The 16425-nt window shown below is 71.5% G+C and carries 10 protein-coding genes; 2 read left to right on the top strand and 8 right to left on the bottom strand.

The window, feature by feature from the left end:
• The 6 genes from ACZ7G3_RS35075 to eccD form a co-directional block, all read right to left on the bottom strand.
• A partial coding sequence (locus ACZ7G3_RS35075; protein ID WP_470930689.1) for an AAWKG family protein occupies nt 1-1571 on the bottom strand: 1571 nt, incomplete at its 3' end.
• Nucleotides 1572-1583: 12 nt separating this feature from the next.
• Complete coding sequence (locus tag ACZ7G3_RS35070; RefSeq protein WP_470930687.1) at nt 1584-2030, bottom strand: type VII secretion system-associated protein; 447 nt, start codon at nt 2028-2030, stop codon at nt 1584-1586.
• A 28-nt stretch (nt 2031-2058) separates the two neighbouring features.
• Nucleotides 2059-2379: a WXG100 family type VII secretion target gene (locus tag ACZ7G3_RS35065; RefSeq protein ID WP_426521897.1), complete on the bottom strand. Its 321-nt coding sequence runs from the start codon at nt 2377-2379 to the stop codon at nt 2059-2061.
• Nucleotides 2380-2448: 69 nt separating this feature from the next.
• Nucleotides 2449-2799 carry a hypothetical protein gene (locus ACZ7G3_RS35060; RefSeq protein ID WP_426521896.1) on the bottom strand — a complete coding sequence of 117 codons (351 nt, stop codon included), beginning with the start codon at nt 2797-2799 and terminating at the stop codon, nt 2449-2451.
• Between the two features lie 369 nt (nt 2800-3168).
• Complete coding sequence (eccB, locus tag ACZ7G3_RS35055; protein ID WP_470930684.1) at nt 3169-4641, bottom strand: type VII secretion protein EccB; 1473 nt, start codon at nt 4639-4641, stop codon at nt 3169-3171.
• 17 nt (nt 4642-4658) lie between these two features.
• Nucleotides 4659-6056: a type VII secretion integral membrane protein EccD gene (gene eccD, locus ACZ7G3_RS35050; RefSeq protein ID WP_470930682.1), complete on the bottom strand. Its 1398-nt coding sequence runs from the start codon at nt 6054-6056 to the stop codon at nt 4659-4661.
• Nucleotides 6057-6397: 341 nt separating this feature from the next.
• Between eccD and eccCa the strand changes: the two genes are divergently transcribed.
• A complete protein-coding gene (gene eccCa, locus ACZ7G3_RS35045) occupies nt 6398-10342 on the top strand; it encodes a type VII secretion protein EccCa (RefSeq protein ID WP_470930691.1) in 3945 nt (1314 codons plus the stop codon).
• A gap of 71 nt (nt 10343-10413) precedes the next feature.
• Here the strand turns inward: eccCa and ACZ7G3_RS35040 are convergent, their stop codons facing one another.
• A complete protein-coding gene (locus ACZ7G3_RS35040; protein WP_470930680.1) occupies nt 10414-11652 on the bottom strand; it encodes a S8 family serine peptidase in 1239 nt (412 codons plus the stop codon).
• Nucleotides 11653-11726: 74 nt separating this feature from the next.
• Here ACZ7G3_RS35040 and ACZ7G3_RS35035 point away from each other — a divergent pair, with 74 nt between their 5' ends.
• Nucleotides 11727-15041 (top strand): right-handed parallel beta-helix repeat-containing protein, encoded by a 3315-nt coding sequence (locus ACZ7G3_RS35035; protein WP_470930678.1) that lies wholly within the window; start codon nt 11727-11729, stop codon nt 15039-15041.
• A 78-nt stretch (nt 15042-15119) separates the two neighbouring features.
• Here the strand turns inward: ACZ7G3_RS35035 and ACZ7G3_RS35030 are convergent, their stop codons facing one another.
• Nucleotides 15120-16397 carry a hypothetical protein gene (locus ACZ7G3_RS35030; protein ID WP_470930676.1) on the bottom strand — a complete coding sequence of 426 codons (1278 nt, stop codon included), beginning with the start codon at nt 16395-16397 and terminating at the stop codon, nt 15120-15122.
• Nucleotides 16398-16425 lie beyond the last annotated feature (28 nt).

The following is a 16425-nucleotide window of genomic DNA, read 5'->3' as shown; positions in this document are numbered from 1 at the left end:
GCCTTCTCGCGTTCCTGCTCGGCCTTGGCCTCCGCCTTCTCCTTCTCCGCCTCATCCTTGGCGGCAGCCTGCTCCGCCTCGGCCTCCGCCTTCTCGCGTTCCTGCTCGGCCTTGGCCTCCGCCTTCTCCTTCTCCGCCTCATCCTTGGCGGCAGCCTGCTCCGCCTCGGCCTCCGCCTTCTCCCGCTCCCGCTCCGCCTTGGCCTCCGCCTTCTCCTTCTCCGCCTCGGCCTTGGCGGCCGCCGCCTCGGCATCCGCCTTCTTCTTCTCGGCGTCGGCCTCCGCCTCGGCGGAGATTTCGGAGAGGGGGCGGTCGTCCTTGTCGGTGATGCTGGTGTCGAACGCCTTCTCGGCCGTCTTGAAGGCGTTGTGGATCTCGACGATGGCCTCGGCGCCCGCCGTGCTGAGCCAGTCCTGCACGGACTGCTCCCACCGGCGGACCGCCTCGTCGGCGATCGCCTTCCACGTGGTCATCTCGCTCGGCCTGCCGTACGGCTTGCCCTCGATGACGATGTCGTTCTGGAAGCCGGCGGTCGACACCACGTAGTTGTGCCAGGAGGTGTACATGCCGGAGCCACTGGACACCGTCTCGATGTCCGTCTTGTCGTACTGGGTGTCGAAGAGGGTCAGCCGGGCGTTCTGCAGCATGTCGTAGAGCCAGCGCTGCGGATTGCTCTCGGCCTTCCACGCTTCCCAGGCGTCGTAGAGCTTCTGGGCCTGGGCGAGGAGAACGCCCTGGGCCTCGGCCAGCGCCCGGGCCGGCGCGGAGGTCACCGTCACGTCGTCGATGGTGACGGCGGTGCCCTCGCCTCCCTTGCCGTTGAGCTGGTCGGCGTACCCCTCGTAGTTCCGGGCCAGTTTGTGGATGAGCTCCTTGAAGATGGCGGCCGACGTGCCGTCCCAGGCGTCGCTGCCCTCTCCGATGTTCTCGGTGTCCCACGTGCCGACGGTGACCGCGCTGTCCTCGAAGAACTTGGCCACCCGGTCGAAGGCCTGGGCCGCTTCCGTGAAGGTGCGCAGGTCGACGTAGTCGGCGTCGTTCACCGGGTAGCCGCGGTTCTTGAACCCGTGGGTCGAGTAGGGCCACATGGTGATCTGGGAGAGGGCGTCCCTGGAGCCGTAGACGTACCGGACCAGCGCGTTGGTGTTCCAGTCGAGCTTCTCGCCCTCTTTGTTCCAGCCGCCCTTGTCCTTGAGGCGCTCACTCGTCTTCGTGTAGTCCGGGATCACGTCGTCCCCGCCCGGCGGCCAGTCCTGGCCGGACGCGAGGAAGGTGATGTAGGCGCGGTACCGGTAGAGGTACTTGCCCGCGGACACGTCCTGGGAGTCGTCGCTGGGGCGGTAGAACGGGATGGTGTAGTCGGTGTTGTGCGTCTTCCATCCGCTCGAGGACAGGAAGCCCGACGAGTATTCCGGGCCGCCTTGCTTGTCCAGCCGGACGTGAATCAGCGGGATGCCGTCGTTACCCTTCAGATCGTCGAACAACGTTTTCCGCTCCGGCAGGACATAGCCGGTAAGCAGGTCAACCGCTTTCTTCCAGTTGTCGTTGTTGTTGTCCTCGGGGCTGGCCATCGCCGAACTCCGCTACTCTTCCTCTTCGGTAGCACCCGGATTGCCGAGATCACTGTCGACATCCTCGAAGATGTCCATGAAGTCGTCCGCGGTGATGCTTTCCAGATTCTTGCCCTGGCTCTTGGCCAGTTCGTCGATGGTGTCCCACAACGCCTGTTCGAGGTCCTCGAAGAGGACCGTCTGGTCCTCGAGGACGCGCAGGACCTCACCCGCGCCCTGCTGGACGACCTTGTTCAGGGCACCGCCGCCGACCGCACTGTTCTCGCCGGCCATGAGGCCGATGACGAGGGGTTTCGCGGCGTCGATCGTCGTGGTCGAGATGCTGTCCGCGATGAACGAGATCGCCGGTCCGGCGGTCGGGCTGTCCTTGAGGATGTTCTCCAGCGTCGTGCGGAAACCGTCGATCTGGTTGTTGATGAAATTCTTCAGGAACGTGCTGTCAAGGACCGTGACGGCCATGTGATCACCCTTCCGTCACCGGCCCGCGTCAGCGGCTGCCGATCCTGATGTCGCCCCAGCGCTGAGACAGGTTCTGTTCCGTGAACCGGTAGTTGGAGGAGATCTCGGTGAGTAGACCGGAGTGGTTGGCGAGCAGGTTCTTGATGTTCTCGACAGCGTTGTCCCACTTCGCCTGGACTTCGCTGTAGACGTCCTTGTCGTCACCGATCCAGCTGTTCCGGAGTTCGGCCAGTTCCATCTCCAGGTTGGCCAGAATGCTCATGATCGCCTGAGACTGGCCGACCATGTCGTCCGCCGCGCCTTCGGCGTGGTTGTAGTCGACGTAGATGTAGCCGTCGGAGAAGTCCATCGGAGTCCTCGATTCGCCGGGATAACGGCAGGAGTTGAAGGTTCTGGGATCGGCGGGCCGGCGTGGGGGTCAGTTCGCCGACGTGCTGGTGCCGTTGAGCTCGTCGAACACCTGCGTGGAGCGTGAGTACTCCGCGTCGATGGCGTCGCTGGTGGATCCCTGCACCAGTCCGTGCTCCCGAAGAGTGCCGTTGAGTTCGTCGACCATACGGTCCAGGTTGAGCAGGATGGTGTCGACGTGCTCGTCCCACTGCTCCAGCAGCTTCTTGTACTTGCCGCCGTCCGAGCCACCGTAGTTCGAGGCGAGCGTCTGCGACGTCGACTGGACGTCCTGCTGACAGCGCTGGACACCGGTGAAGGCCTGTTCCAGCGCCATTATCCCGTTACGGGTGGCGCGTTCTTCCGACTGCTGCATGGCCATGAGAGAACTCCCTTTTCGGCGACACTCACCGGATTGCGTCCCCCACGTCACTCCGCGGGCAGACAGAGTGTCCCTGCGATCACGGCTGACTCGCCGGGGCCATGAGGTGGCCAGATGCTATGCAGGCTTCAACTTGTTTGGCAATTGCCGGCGGAACCGCGAAGTCCCCTTCTCGGGAGCTCAATTGAGCAATGGTCCGGAATTCACCCCGCTCAAGTGAGCGACGCGGTGAATCCGGCCGGACAGAACGGGCACCGGGCGCGGTCCACCGGACGCCGCCGGGTGCCCGGCTTAACGTGCGGTGACCACACGGACGCCAAGAATTTCCCTTCCGGACGATTGCCGGCGGGAGCCGGTCGCCCCCTCCCGCTATCGCCGGGGGCACCGCAGCGTCACCCGCGCCTCGCCCTCGGACGCCGCCTCGGGGGTCAGGTCCGGGCCGCTGGGCAGCATGGCCAGCATCGGGGACGGCATCGTCCGCGCCTCGACACCCTCGTAGCCCAGCGCCGTCACCGCCTCCTGGGACAACAGCCGGTACTTCACACCCTCGTCCGTCACCAGGTACGTGGTGTCGCCCAGCGCGCTGCCGCTCGCGCTCAACGCCCGGACCAGCGCGCCCTTTCCGGCCCGTACCGCGATGGAGTCGACCTTCAGGCAACCCGGTTCGACCTCGGGCGACGGTGCCTGCACGGCCCTGGGCAGGGCGCCCTCGGGCAGTACCGACGTGCCCACCCGCACGCCGGAGTCCGTGGAGTCGACCTCCGCGCAGGCCACGGAGCCGGCGGCGACGGTGACCGCCTTCGGCGGCGACGCGGGCAGCTTCGCCGACCCCGAGCTCCGCGCGTCCGGGGCGAGATGCCCGGCCAGGGTGTCCGCGCCGAGCGTCACCACGGTCGCGGCCTCCCCGCCGTACGCCTTCTCCCGCGTCCGCGGGTCGCCCAGCAGGAGGGTCGTACCGGTGTCGGTGAGGGGTACGAGGCCCTCCCGCGTGAGCAGGTGGTGGCGGGCGGCGGAGCCGGGTACGTCGACTTTGAAGAGCTGCCCGATCCTGGTGCCCCGCCCGGCGAGTTCCGGGCCCTTCCCGCCCCGGCCGGGTACCTCGGCGGGCGCCAGGTCGGGCCCCAGCGGGAACGCGTCCAGGAACGCCGCGGAGACCGGACGCGGGGTGACGCCGCCGTACCCGAGTGCCTCGGCCGCCTTCGCCCGCTCGTCCAGGCGCAGCCGGCTGCCCTGCCACAGCAGGTACCTGGCGCCGTCCGGGCCCGCGACCAGCATGCCCTCGTTCTCGGCGAGTTGCTTGCCGCCGGGCACGTCCTGCGGGGCGCCGGTGCCGAGGGCGAGCGTGGTGGTCGCCGTGACGACGCCCGTGGTCCGCGGGAGGATCCCGGAACACACCAGCCACGGGGTGCGGTCCAGGTCGCCGGTGCCCGGCAGCGCCTCGGGCCCGTCGGGGATGCCGATGGGCGTCCCGTGCGGGGTGCCGGCCAGCGAGGACGTACCCACCGTCGTGACGCCGACGGCGCCGCCGGTGACCAGCCGGGCCGACGCGTAGTTGCGCACCGGGCGCAGCCGCCCGTCCAGGTACAGGTACCGTGCGCCGGTCTGCTTGTCGACGATCAGGTTCTCCCCCGAGCGCCACGAGTCGTTGCCGCCTGGCCGGATGAGTCCGAAGACGAAGGCGCCGGCGCAGACCAGGATGGCGATGATCACGCCGATCGCGGCGCCGCGGTTGGTCCTGCCCAGCGGGCTCTCCGGGGAGTCCGGCTCGGCGCGCAGCATGGCCGAGGCCAGCCGCCCCATGATGAAGAGGTGCGCCTGTACTTCGTCGCGTTTGCTGTGCATGTCGCCGTTCTCCCGGGTCAGCCGTTGATGCCGCGGAGCCAGCCGTAGACACCCATCGACCAGAGCGTCAGCGGCAGGATGCTGATGGCGGCGAGTGAGTGCAGCAGCTCGGCCGCGCGCCCCCAGTACGGGACGAGCCGCCGTCCGGGCACCGTCCACGAGGCGATGGTGACCGCGGCGGCCAGCCCCATCAGGCCGGCCGTCAGCGCCAGCCGGTCCGCCGGGTCGACGGAGCGCGCGGAGACGAACAGCAGCAGGGCCGTGCCCCAGGCCCCGGCGATGGTCAGTGACAGCCGCTGCCAGACGTTACCCAGCCCTCGGCTGTGCAGCAGCAGGAGGAGGGAGAGAGCCACCACGGTGAGGATCTCGGCGAGGCCCGGCGCGACCATGAGGGCCACCTGGCAGGGCAGGCACACCAGGCCGATGGCGCCGTAGAGGGCGGTCATCCAGCCGTCCGCCAGTGCCGACCGGGCGTCGACGTCCGAGGAGGAGTACGGGTCGATGCCCTGCTGCAGCTGCTGGACGTTGGTCGGCAGCGGCGGCATCCGCATGCCGGCCAGCCGGAACGACAGGGACGGGACGAACCCGCCGAAGAGCACCACCACCACGGCCACCACACCGGCCGCCTGTCCCGGGGCCAGGTCCAAGGTGATCAGGGCGGCGCCGAGCGCGCCCGCCCCCGCGACGCAGGCCGCGCCGATGAACAGGGCGGGGTACACGCCGACCGCCGCCAGGGCCAGCACCGCGCCCGCGCCGCCGGCCGCGGACGCGGCCAGCAGCCGTGCGCCGAGGACGGCTTCGCCGTCGGCGCCGCCGAGGTCTCCGCCGGGCAGCAGCCAGCCCGCCAGCGCGAAGTAGGGGGCCGCCATGAGACCGAGCACCGAGCCGGCTCCGGCGTCCCCGACGGCACGGGAGGCGGAACCCGCCCCGGCGATCAGCAGCAGTCCGGCGGCCGAGGCGGCGACGGCCCGCACCCAGCCCGCGGTGCCCGGCATGGCCAGCAGCACGATGCCCAGCACGAGGGTGGCCGCGGTCAGTCCGAGCAGCAGGCGCCGGCCGGCCTCCGGGCTCCAGCCGTGCGGCCTGCGGCCCATGCCGTCGGCGATGCCGTCGACCAGGTCGTCGATGTGCACCTCGGGCAGCGCGTCGGTCCGCGGCCGCAGATAAAGGTCCTCTCCGTCCCGCAGACCGAGGGAGTCCAAGGTACTCTCTGGGTCGAGCGGTGGACCACCGAGGCGTTGGAGCACCCAACCTCCGTGCTCCAGGCCGGATTCCTCCAAGCCGTCCCCTCCGTAGCCGATCACTGTGGGCAGCAGATCGGCGACGGGGACGTCGGAGGGCACGGCCAGGTCGACGGTCCTGGCCGGAGCGCGTACGGTGACGCGGCACAGGCTTGCCGTCTGAATCTCAGTCATGGGCTCGGGGTTCACACTTTCTGGCGGACCACGCGATAAGCGGTGGCTGGAAGGTGGCAGCGGCACACCGGTCGGTCGCCGAACGCGACGGAAAAGCCGGACGGGGCATGCGCCGACGAGTTTGACCGTACGCCGGGCTTTTCGCAACACCACTCCGGGAGTTCAGCGTCAGGGAACCCCATGGCAATTATCCCGCCGCCGTCGCGTGGGACTCTGACTCTTTACGGAAGAACCGAGACGTTCTCGCGAGGTTTCCCCGGGATTCCTTCCGATATCTTTTAGGAGGACGTTCGTTGAGCGTGATCCTATTCCGCCGGCCGGCCCGCCGCAAAGGGCCGGAAATGCCGTCGGGGGAACTGAGCCTTCAGGAGCCGCCGACACTTCCGGAAGTCGTGCCGGACAGTTCCGCGGTGTGGACGTATCTGCCGATGGCGCTGATGTCGGTCTCCATGATGCTGATGTTCATGCGGCCGGGGATGAGCCGGGACAGCGGCGGATTCATCTACATCGCGCTCGGTGTCATGGTGATCGCGTCGGCGGGCATGATGCTCGGTCAGGTCATGCGCCGCAACGGCGAGCGCAAGCAGCGGATGAAGGGCGAGCGCCGCGACTACCTGCGGTACCTGCGGCAGACCCGGCGCATGGTGCGGGCGTCCATCGTGGAGCAGCAGCGCGCCCTCGCCTGGCGCCATCCGGAACCCGACGCGCTGTCGTCGCTGGTGCGCAGCACCCGGCTGTGGGAACGGCGGGCCTCGGACGAGGACTTCGCCGAGGTGCGGATGGGCGTGGGCGACCAGCGTCTGGCGATGAAGCTGACGCCCCTGTCGACCAAGCCCGTCGAGGACCTGGAGCCGCTGTCGGCGCACGCGCTGCGCAGCTTCACCCGGGCCTACTCCACCGTCCGGGACCAGCCCATCGCGATCTACCTGCGCGCCTGGTCGAAAGTGCTGTTCCGCGGGGACGAGGAACGGATTCGCGCCCAGGCCCGGGCCCTGCTGGCGCAGTTGGCGGTGTTCCACTCCCCCGACGACCTGTGGATCGCGCTGTGCGTCTCGGACGAGCGGCGCGCGGAGTGGGAGTGGGCCAAGTGGCTGCCGCACAGTCTGCACCGGCACGAGGAGGACGGCGCCGGACCGGCCCGCATGATCGCCTCGGCCTTCACCGAGCTGGAGAACCTGCTCGGTGCCGAGTTCCTGGAACGGCCGGGCGCCGACCCCGACGCGGTACCGGGACGCGAGGAGCCGTACACGGTCGTCGTGATCGACGGCTGCACGGTCCCGACGGGGCACCGTTTCGACGCTCACGGGTTCCGCAACGCGGTGGTGCTCGACCTCACCGGGGCGCTCGCGTGGAAGCCGGGGCGGACCACGCTGCGTCTGGACGTGGACGAGAACGGTGTCGCGCTGGTGCGCACCGACCGCGACCGCAAGGAGCAGTCGACGGTGCTCGGCCGGCCCGACCGGCTGGGCACGGTGGGAGCGCTGGCGCTCGCCCGGCTGCTGGCGCCGTACCGGATGAGTGTGGGCGGTGACGACTCCAAGCCGCTCGCCAACGATGTCGAGCTGACCTCGCTGCTGGACATCCCCGACCTGCACCGGCACGACCCGGCCACGCTGTGGGAGCGGTCGGCCGGCAGTGCCCGGCTGCGGGTGCCGATCGCGGTGAGCGGTGAGGGCAGACCGGTGGAGCTGGACATCAAGGAGTCCGCGCAGGGCGGTACGGGACCGCACGGCATGCTGATCGGCGCGACCGGCTCCGGCAAGAGCGAGCTGCTGCGCACGCTGGTGCTGGGGCTGGCGCTGACCAACTCCTCCGAGACGCTGAACTTCGTCCTCGTCGACTTCAAGGGCGGCGCCACCTTCCTCGGCCTGGACGAACTGCCGCACACCTCGGCGGTCATCACCAACCTCGCCGACGAGGTGGCGCTGGTCGCCCGGATGCAGGACGCCCTGCACGGGGAGCTGATCCGGCGGCAGGAACTGCTGCGCGCCGCCGGGAACTACACGTCCGCGCTGGAGTACGAGAAGGCACGGCAGTCCGGGACACCGCTGCAGCCGCTGCCCAGCCTGTTCGTGGTCGTCGACGAGTTCAGCGAACTGCTGGCCTCGCACCGCGACTTCATGGAGCTGTTCGTGATGATCGGCCGCCTCGGGCGCAGCCTCGGGGTCCATCTGCTGCTCGCCTCGCAGCGGCTGGACGAGGGCCGCATGCACCAGCTGGAGAGCCATCTGTCGTACCGGATCGGTCTGCGGACGTTCTCCGCGATGGAAAGCCGGGGCGTGCTGGGCGTGCCGGACGCCTACGAGCTGCCCGCGCAGCCGGGTGCCGGTTTCCTCAAGAGCGGCGTCGACGCGCTGACCCGGTTCCGGGCCGCGTACGTCTCCGGGCCGTACCGGCGGCGCCGGGCCGTCGTACAGGCGCAGGTGGCGCGCCAGGTGGTGCCGTGGACGGCGGAGTGGGTGGTGCCGCGCGCGCCCGCCGACCCGGAGCCGGCGGGCGGGCCCGACGGGCCGGAGCCCGAGCCGGAGGGTGAGGGCGACGCCGGCGGGGAGACGCTGCTGTCGGTGGCGCTCGACCGGCTGCGCGGGGCGGGGCCGCCCGCCCACCAGGTGTGGCTGCCGCCCCTGGGCCGGCCGGCCACCCTGGACCAGATCCTGCCCCCGCTGGCACCCGACCCGCGGTACGGCCTGACCACGGCCGACTGGCCGCTGCGGGGACGGCTGACGGTGCCGGTGGGCGTCGTGGACCGGCCCTTCGACCAGCTGCGCGATCTGCTGACCGTGGACCTGTCGGCGGCCGGCGGCCACGTGGCCATAGCCGGGGGCCCGCAGAGCGGCAAGAGCACCCTGCTGCGGACCCTCATCACCGCGCTGGCCCTCACCCACACACCCCGCGAAGTGCAGTTCTACTGCCTGGACTTCGGCGGCGGCACGCTGGCCGCGCTGGACGAGCTGCCCCATATGAGCGGGGTCGCGGCGCGGGTGGACACCGAGCGGGTGGGCCGTACCATCGCGGAGGTCACCACGCTGCTGGCCAGGCGGGAGCGGTTCTTCCTGGAGCACGGCATCGACTCCATGCCGACGTACCGCAGGCGGCGCGCGGCGGGCGAGTTCCCCGACGAGCCGCACGGGGACGTCTTCCTCGCCATCGACGGCTGGGCCACCGTGCGCCAGGACTTCGACCGGCACATCCCCACCTTCAACGCGCTGGCCGCCCGCGGGCTCAACTACGGAGTCCATCTGCTGGTCACCACCGCCCGCTGGGTGGAGCTGTCGTCGTCGGTGCGCGACCAGACCGGGACCCGGCTGGAGCTGCGGATGGGTGATCCGATGGACTCGCAGATCGACTCCCGGAAGGCGGCGACGATCCCGCGCAGCGCGGGACGGGGCCTGACCTCCGACAAGCTGCACTACCTGTCGGCGCTGCCGCGCGTCGACGGGGTCGAGGACGCCGACGACCTCGCGGACGGGGTCGCGGGGCTGGTGGCCGCGATCGCCGAGAACTGGACGGGTCCCGCCGCGCCGCGGGTGCGGATGCTGCCGGCGAGACTGCCGGTAGCGGAGCTGCCGGAGCCGGAGGGCGAGAACGGCCTGCGGATCGCCATCGGCCTGGACGAGAACGAACTGGCGCCGGTGTGGCACGACTTCACCGAGAACCCGCACCTGATCGTGGTGGGCGACACGGAGAGCGGCAAGACGAACCTGCTGAAGCTGGTCGCGCGCGGCATCACCGAGCGGTACACCCCGGCCGAGGCGCGGATCATGACGGTGGACTACCGGCGGGAGCTGGTGGAGAGCGTTCCCGAGGCGTACCGGCTCGGGCACGCCGTGTCCCTGGACATGCTGCGGGACCTGGTGGACGGGGCGGCGCGGGCGGTCAGGCAGCGGGTTCCGGGTGAGGACGTCGCTCCGTCGCGGATGCGGCTGTGCGACTGGTGGCAGGGGCCGCGGCTGTTCATCCTGGTCGACGACTACGACATGGTGGGCGGCGGGCCGATGACACAGCCGTTCGCTCCGCTGCTGGACCATCTGGCACTGGGGCACGAGGTGGGTCTGCACCTGGTCGTGGCGCGGTCCTCGGCGGGCGCCGGGCGTGGTCTCAACGAGTCGTTGCTGCGGAGGCTGCAGGAGGTCAACACGCCTGGGCTGCTGATGTCGTGCCCGCCGAGCGAGGGATATCTCTTCGGGAGCGTGAAGGGGAGGGAGCTGATTCCGGGCCGGGCGGTCCGGATCGCTCGCCGTAAGACCTTGCAGGTGCAGACGGGGCTCGTGGGGGACGCGTCGTGATGCGCCCGCGGCTGGACCGGAGCCCCGTGCGACCGGCCTCCCCCAGTGCCTCCCGGACGGTGCGGTTGTGGCTAGGAGGCTGTTGGGGGCCGCCAGTTCCTGGTTCTGCCCCGGGGGACGACCGCGGCGAGGGCCGCGATCAGCAGGACCGTTGTCAGGCCTGCCGCCGCGATCGTCAGGGAGCGGTTGCGCGGGGTCGGGTCGGCGGGGGGCGGCATCCGCGCGGGGGCGGGGGCCGGCGCGGAGGGCGTCGTGCGGTCCTGGATCAGGGACAGCGCGGCGTACGGGTCCAGGCGGGGGGTGTCCGACGGGTAGGCGGTGCCGAGGAGCCGGCGGCTCACCTCTGCCGCCGTGAGGTCCGGGTGGTAGGCGCGTACGAGTGCGGCGGTACCGGCGACACCCGCCGCGGCCAGCGAGGCCCCGGAACCGATGTAGTGGCCGGAGCCCTCGGGGCCGACGCTGACCATCGCGCTGCCGGGCGCGGACAGGTCGGGTTCGTGGGCGGGCGGCGCGTTGTCCTGCCGTACGCCGCCGGGGCCGAAGTCCACCACGGCGAGCGAGCCGGGGGCCGCGGCCGGCCAGTACGGCCCCTCGGGCATCTCACCGTCGGGCCCCTGCTCCTCGCGGGGCACGGCGTCCGGGGCGGCCGGGGCGACGACCAGTGCGTCGCGCCGGGTGGCGTGGGCGACGGCCGCGGTGAGTTCGGCCTCGCCGGTGCGCAGGGCGTGGCCGACGTAGATGACCTGTGCGCCGCGGTCCGCCGCCGTCCGGATGCCGGCGGCCACGCGTGCCACGGACGGGACTCCGCGGTCGTCGGTGCCGGACAGGGCCAGGATCTCCGCCCGCGGGGCGACCCCGGTGATGCCACTGCCCTTCTCCGGCGCGGCGGCGATCAGGCCGGCGGCGAACGTGCCGTGGCCCACGCAGTCCTCGGCCGCCCCGTCGACGGCCACCACCCTGCCGGACAGGCTGGGGACGCCGGTGGCGACACCGGTGTCGACCACCGCGACGGTCACCCCGCCGCCCCGGGAGATCCGCTGGGCCCGGGACAGTCCGAGCGCCGTCTGCGACCACGCCGCTCCGGTGGCCGTCTGCCCCGAGGCACCGGTGCAGGGGTTTCCCTCGCCGAGCCGGACGGGCAGCGGGGGCAGCAGTGTGGCCCCCGGACCGTCGGCGCCGGGGCTCCCCGAGGGGGCGCCCGGCGCGGCCGGGACGGCGGGCAGGGCGAGGGCCGGCCCGCCCGTGAGCGGCAGGACCACCGCGATCGCCAGCACGAGTCCCGCACTCCGGCCTTTCATGACATTCCGCATGACGCGCATGATATGCACACAAGATGCACGGCGTACAACGCCAACTACCGCAGCAGCACAAGGAGGTTCGAGGCGTGGCACGTCACATACTCACGGTCGACCCGGAACGGCCGGACGGCTTCCAGACGATCGGTGAGGCACTGGCCCAGGCCCGCACCGGGGCGGTGATCCGGGTCCGTCCCGGCCGCTACGCCGAGAACCTGGTCATCCGGCACCGGGTGACGATCGTCGGCGAGGGCGAGCCGGGCACGGTCGAACTGTGCCCGCGGGACGGCACCGCCGTCACCCTCATGGCCGACGCCGTGATGCTCAGCGCCCTGACCCTCCGCGGCCGCGACAAGGAGGCCGCGGTCGTGGACGTACCGGCCGGTCAGGCGGCCCTCGACGACTGCACCGTGACCGGTGCCGGGTGGACGGCGCTGCTGGTCCGCGGCAAGGGCTCGCTGGCCGCCCGCGGCTGCCGGATCGGCAACCCCGGCGGCGCCGGGCTGGTCGACTCCTCAGAGACCGAAAGCATCGTCGAGGACTGCGTGTTCGAGAACTTCGGCACCTCCGCGGTGGTCCTCGGCGAGTCGGCCGGGCCCCTGATCCGCGACTGCCGGATCCGGGGCGCGCGGGCCAACGGGGTCCTCGCGAGCGGCGAGGCCCGGGGCACCTTGGAGGGCTGCGACATCTCCGGCACCGACAAGCCGGCCGTCGCCCTGGAGGGCCACAGCTCGACGCGCGTGCTGCGGTGCTCCGTGCACCACACCTCGGTGGGCCTGCTGGTGACCAGCATGTCCCGCCCGGAGATCGAGGAGACCTCGTTCGAGTCCATCGCGCAGAGCGGCGTCGTCATCTCCGGCGGGGCCGACCCGATGCTGCGCGGGTGTGCCACCCGGCGTACCAAGGCCAGTGGTCTGCTCGTCATGGACCGCTCGCGCGGAACCCTGGAGGGATGCTCGTTCCACGGCTCCACCGAGGCCGCCGTGCGGGTCGTCGAGGGCAGCGCCCCGCTGCTGCGGGACACCGTGGTGAGCGACTGCGCCGACACCGCCGGGGCGGTGCAGCTCGCGGACGACTCCACCGCCGAGTTCGAACGCCTGGAGGTCCTGGACGCGGCGGGCGTCGGCATCTCGGTGCGCTCCGCCGCCGACCCCCTGCTGCGCCGCGCCCGGGTCACCGGCGCCGGCGGGCACGGCATCGAGTTCACCGACGACGCCCGCGGCCGCCTCGAGCACTGCGAGATCGAGTCCGCCGGCGGCTGCGCGCTGCACATCGACGACGACTCCGGCCCCGAGATCAGCGACACCGTGCTGAGCTCCGCCGCCCGCTCGGGCCTGCTCGTCGGCGAACGCGGCCGGGGCACCCTGCGGGACTGCGAGATCGGCGACAGCGCCGACGCCGGGGTCGGTGTGCGGGACGGCGCGGAGATCACCCTGGAGCGGGTCCGGGTGCACGGCTCGAAGGCCCACGGCGTCCAGGTGTCCCGCGGCGGCCGGGCCGTCCTCAACGCCTGTGAGATCACCGGGAGCACGGGCGACGGCCTGCGGATCGACAGCTCCGAACCGGTGGACGTCACCCGGTGCGTCGTACGCGACAACCGCGGCGCGGGACTGCGTCAGAGCCGTGCGAGCGAGCGGCTCACGGTCGAGCTGCTGACCAGCACGGACAACGGCCTGCCGGACAGCTGGGGCGAGTCGGCCGGAACGGCCGGGGACGGCGCCCCGGGCGGGTCCGGCAAGGAGCGGGAGCCCGAGGGCCCGCTGGCCGCGCTGGAGGCGCTCGTCGGTCTGGAGAACGTCAAGCACCAGGTGAACACCCTGGTCAACCTGAACCAGCTCGCGGAGCGCCGGCGCCGGCTCGGCATGCCCGTCCCGTCGATGAGCCGGCACCTGATCTTCGCGGGGCCGCCCGGAACCGGCAAGACCACCGTCGCCCGCCTCTACGGCAGCATCCTCGCGGACCTGGGCGTGCTCCGGAGCGGGCACCTGGTCGAGGTCGCCCGTGCCGACCTGGTGGCGCAGGTCATCGGTGGCACGGCCATCAAGACCACCGAGGCGTTCAACAGCGCGCTGGGCGGGGTGCTGTTCATCGACGAGGCCTACACGCTCACCGTCGAGGGGACGTCCAACGACTTCGGCCGCGAGGCCGTCGACACCCTGCTGAAGCTGATGGAGGACCACCGCGACGACGTGGTCGTGGTGGCGGCCGGCTACTCCGAGCAGATGGAGTCGTTCCTGACCGCCAACCCGGGTCTCGCCTCCCGGTTCACCCGCACCATCGAGTTCGGCAACTACGCGGTGGAGGAGCTGGTGACGATCACCGAGAGCCTCTGCCACCGGCACCAGTTCGAGCTCGGGCCGCTGACCCGGGAGGCCCTCGCCGTACGCTTCGAGCAGATGACCCGCGACGCGACCTTCGGCAACGGCCGCGCCGCCCGCGGCGTGTTCGAGGACATGGTGGACCGGCAGGCGTTCCGGCTCGCGGCCATGACCGACCCGGCGGAGAACGACCTGACGCTGCTGCTGCCGCAGGACGTCGGCGACGCGGAGGCCGCGGCCGTCGGCGGGACGGCACAGGACGCCGACGACGCGTCCGACCCGATGGCCGAACTCACCGCAATGGTGGGGCTCGCGGCCGTGAAGCGGGAGGTCGCCGACCTGGTCAGTCTGCTGACCAACGCCCGGCAGCGGATCGCCGCGGGGCTGCCCGCCCCCCGGATCAGCAACCACCTCGTCTTCAGCGGACCGCCCGGCACCGGCAAGACCACCGTCGCCCGGCTGTACGCCAGGCTCCTGCACTCGCTCGGGGTACTCCCCCGCGACTCCCTGGTGGAGGTGGCGCGGGCGGACCTGGTGGGCCAGTACGTCGGCCACACCGCCCAGCGCACCAAGGACGTCTTCACCAGCGCGCTGGGCGGGGTGCTGTTCATCGACGAGGCCTACACCCTCACCCCGGAGGGCTCGTCCAACGACTTCGGCCGCGAAGCCGTCGACACCCTGCTGAAACTCATGGAGGACCACCGCGACGAGATCGTGGTCGTCGTCGCCGGGTACACGGAGGAGATGGAGCGCTTCCTCGCCTCCAATCCCGGTCTGACGTCCCGGTTCTCCAAGTTCGTGCGGTTCGAGGACTACAGCACGGACGAACTGGTCACCATCGTGTCCCGGCACGCCGCCGCCTCCGGGTACGAGTGCGCCGACGCCACCGTCGAGGCGCTGCGCGCCCATGTGGACGCCGTCCCGCGCGACCGGTCCTTCGGCAACGCGCGGCTCGCCCGGCAGCTGCTGGAGACGATGATGACGAGCCAGGCCCGCCGGCTGGGCGGGCTGAGTTCGCCCAGCCTCGCCGACCTCACGACGCTGCTGCCCCAGGACCTGTCCGTCCGGCAGGTCCTGGGACAGTAGCCCACCCGGAGAAGACGGACGCCCGCCGGCTAAAGCCGGCGGGCGTCCGCTGCGCCGTCGCGTCCCTCGGAGGACGGATCAGAGGTTGAACTTGACGCTCTCCAGCCACACGTCCGGCTTCAGTGATCCGCCGAACCTCCAGCCCTGGGACGACTCGCACAGATACGCGCCCCAGTTGTGCCCGCCGAGCTTGTGGTGGTGGCAGACGTTGCCGTCGTCGACGCCGATGGCGTAACCGCTGAGGTTCGGCGCGTTCGGGGCGTCGCTGCCCAGCGTCAGGTCCGTCGCGTCGGCCGCGCTCGACCACGCGGTCGTCCAGCCGTCCTTCTGGACGAACTCGTTGGCGGACACCTTCTTGGCACCGACCACCGCGATGTTGATGGCCGTGATCGGCAGCCCCTTGCCCGACATGGCCCCGTCGCACCTCGGGTTCGTCCAGCCGGCCCCCTTCCTGTGGACCCGGTAGCAGATGTGCCGGCCGGAATCCTCGGCAGCCAGCCGCCGGACGGCGTAGGCGGCGGTGTTCGGCGGGAGCTCGGGAGCCTCGCGCTCCTCGGCCCGGGTCTCCGCCTTCTTCTCCGTCTTCTTCTCCGTCGCCTCGGGCGACTCGCTGACCGGGGCCGCCGGACTCGTCACCGGAACCGCCTTCTCGACGACGGGTTTCGGCTTGGCGGACGGCTTCTTCGTCGAGGGCTCCGGTGTGGGTTCCGCCGGGGCGTAGTCGCCCTTCGGCACCTCCAGGGGCTCCTCCTCGAGCAGGGTGTCGGACCCGGCGGCCACCGCCACGTCCTTCTTCTTCTCCTGCCGCGAGTCGTCCGTGGCCCAGATCAGCAACGGCACCGCGAGGAGGACGACGCCCGCGATGCCGGCGGCGGCGAGCAGGGGCTTCTTCGGGTTCCCGGACGGCGGGCCGTCCGCACCGGCGCCACCGGCCGCGGCGGTTCCGGCGGCCCCGCCGACTCCTTCGGCCCTGCCGGCCCTTTCGGTCTCGGCGTCCGGGGTGGCCCGGACGGCGGTGGCCGGCTCGGCGGCGCTCTCGCTCCCCGCTTCCGGCCGCCGCCGTGAGGCGGACGCACCGGACTCGGCGGCCGTCGCGGCCGGTTTCCCGGTCGTACCGCCCGTGGTGGCGGGCGGCTCGGGAGCGGCCTCGCTCTCAGCGGTGTCCGGGGCCGGCCGGGCTGCTGCCTCGGCGCCGCCCTCGTCCGGCTCCGGTGCGGCCGTACGCCGTGCGGCCGGTGCCAGCATCGGGCCCGGGTCGGCCGCCGCCGATCCGAGGGAGACGGCCCTGCGGACGGACGAGCCACCCGTGCCGTCGGGCCCGTCGGGCGCGGGCGGCGGCTTCTTCTGGCTTGCCATCGTTCTCCTTGATCTGTGTGGGACTGCG

This window comes from Streptomyces sp. NPDC037271 (assembly GCF_055603605.1).
The sequence above is the reverse complement of the archived record's forward strand: the minus strand, read 5'-3'. Positions and strand labels throughout refer to the sequence as shown.